Below are 2,571 nucleotides of genomic sequence, written 5' to 3'. Positions count from 1 at the left end.
GAATCGGTATCTGTAGTGGATGTAAGTATCAATGAGGTACTTAAAACTTTTATGGAAGCATTGCTTTTAGTGGTGCTGGTAGTCTTTTTATTCCTGCAAAGTTGGAGAGCAACTCTTGTTCCGATTTTGGCTATTCCAGTTTCTATTATTGGGACCTTTATTTTCTTTCCACTCCTAGGTTTTACCATTAACACTTTGACTCTGTTTGGCTTTGTATTGGCGATAGGGATTGTAGTGGATGATGCAATTGTAGTGGTAGAAGCTGTGCAGCATTACATTGATTCTAAGAAAATATCAGCCTTGGAGGCCACTAAACTTGCAATGAAAGATATCACTGCTCCGGTAATTGCAATTGCATTAATTCTGAGTGCAGTATTTATTCCCGTAGGTTTTATCCCAGGGATTGTAGGTAGAATGTATCAACAATTTGCTATTACGATTGCTATCTCTGTTTTGATTTCGGCATTTGTTGCACTTAGTTTGACACCAGCACTTTGTACGCTTTTATTAAAACCATCTGAGGTCAACGAAAAAGGAAAAGGACTAAATAAGTTTTTCTTCAAGTTCAATAATTGGTTTGAAAAAACTACAAATTCATATTCATCAGGAGTGAAGAAATCCATTAAAAGAGCACCTCTGGTCTTAATTCTTCTGATCTGTATTTTCGCTGGAACTTTCGGGTTATTCCAAACCAAACCAACAGGTTTTCTTCCTACTGAAGATGAAGGAAGATTATACATCACTTTAGAGCTACCTGAAAGTGCCTCGACCAGCAGAACAAGAGAAGTGATGTTGCAAATAAGTGATCTCATTCAAAATACAGATGGGATCAATCATGTAACAGGGATTGGTGGATTGAATGTGATAAACTTCTCATTCAAGTCTAATTCGGCGACTTTCTTTGTTCAAATGGACGCGTGGTCTGAAAGGAAAGAACCATCTAAACAACTCTTTGGAATTATTGCTCAACTAAACGAAAAGTTTAAAACTATTAAAGATGGAAACATCGTGGTTGTTCCACCCCCAGCCATCCCTGGTCTAGGTAGAACGGGAGGATTTAGTTTTATGCTGGAGCAAAGAGCCGGTGGAGGCGACATCAATGAATTTGAACAAGTAATGGGTCAATTTTTGGCCGCTGTAAATCAACGCCCTGAAATTGCCATGGCCTATAGTTTCTTTAATGCGAGAACTCCAGGCTACCATATCACAGTAGATCGTGAAAAAGCCAAGAAGCTAGGAGTTCAGATGACGGATATTTTCAGTACGATGTCAAACAATATGGGGAGTACCTATGTCAATGACTTCACCAAGTATGGAAGAAATTTTAGAGTGGTAGCGCAGGCAGATACGAGCTATCGATCTGGAATTGAAGACTTGAAACAGTATTATGTGCTCAATTCAAAAGGAGAATCAGTTCCACTTTCGGCTTTGGTAAGCTATGAAGTGGTAGAAAACGCTTCAGTAATTTCACATTATAACCTTTTCAGATCTGCGGAAATCAATGGAAACGCCGCTCCGGGTTATAGTAGTGGGCAAGCTTTGACAGCCCTTCAGGAAGTTGCAGCTCAGGTTTTACCTGCTGGCTATGGATATGATTTCTCTGCTTTGAGTAGAGAGGAATTGGCCTCAGGAAATAGTACCATTTTAATTTTCGTATTGGCTATTGTTTTAGTTTCATTGCTTTTGGCCGCCTTGTATGAAAGTTGGTCTGTTCCCTTCTCGGTTCTATTGGCCTTGCCTTTGGGAGCATTTGGAGCCATTGTGGCACTTCATTTCCTACCTAAACTCGACAATAATGTGTATGCTCAGATTGGTTTGATAACCTTGATCGGATTAGCGGCAAAGAATGCAATTTTGATTGTGGAGTTTGCCAAAGAAAGAGTGGATAGAGGAATGCCTTTGGTTCAAGCTACTTTGGAGGCTGTGAAGTTGAGATTACGACCCATTATTATGACCTCTCTTGCTTTCATTCTTGGAGTGGTTCCTTTGGCCTTATCAAATGGTGCCGGCGCTGTTGCAAGACAGACGATTGGTTGGACCGTGATCGGAGGGATGATGGCTGCAACCTTCTTGGCGATTTTCTTCGTGCCAGTTCTTTATGTGGTGATCACCAAAATCGCTTACGGTAAAAAGACCTTGGCTGAGTTGGAGGCGAATTACGATCCAGATGCTCATGAAGGTCATTAAATAGTTTTAAATTTTAACCTTAAACCTCCTGAGATTTTAAATCATCTTGGGAGGTTTTTTTATATATACCAAAATCCAGTTCTTCTCCTGAATTATTACTTATAAAATAGTTTGTTGAAAATGGGGCTTAATCTATCATCAATAGTAGATGTCATGATAATCATTGCTGCTACTTGCAGGTCATAAATTATCGGTACTACTTTTAGTTTTATTACAATTACTTTCCTTCAATAATGATTCTACGGTAACTCGTCAGTTTAGGTGAGCCATTATCAGTTACCTCACAGATTACATGAAGAGTTTTTCCAGAAAAATCATTTGGAAGATCAATTCTAATCCGATTGGAATCATCGTTTGGGATTTTGACTTCACCTTCGTAAGTGC

1 protein-coding gene and 1 pseudogene are annotated in these 2,571 nt (G+C 39.3%); one reads left to right on the top strand and one right to left on the bottom strand.

Translation table 11 applies throughout. The annotated features are described in order from the left end of the window. Window positions 1–2,187: efflux RND transporter permease subunit (locus tag Q0L68_RS19480; protein ID WP_296705914.1), on the top strand; the 2,187-nt coding region annotated here is incomplete at its 5' end. Between the two features lie 217 nt (window positions 2,188–2,404). Here Q0L68_RS19480 and Q0L68_RS20015 read toward each other — a convergent pair. After that, window positions 2,405–2,571, bottom strand: a pseudogene (locus Q0L68_RS20015) (hypothetical protein); the annotation flags it as partial.

The organism is Algoriphagus sp. (genome assembly GCF_024642405.1).
In the GTDB taxonomy this organism is placed as follows: Bacteria; Bacteroidota; Bacteroidia; order Cytophagales; family Cyclobacteriaceae; genus Algoriphagus.
Note: the sequence above shows the minus strand (reverse complement) of the source record. Positions and strands in the feature narration are given on the sequence as shown.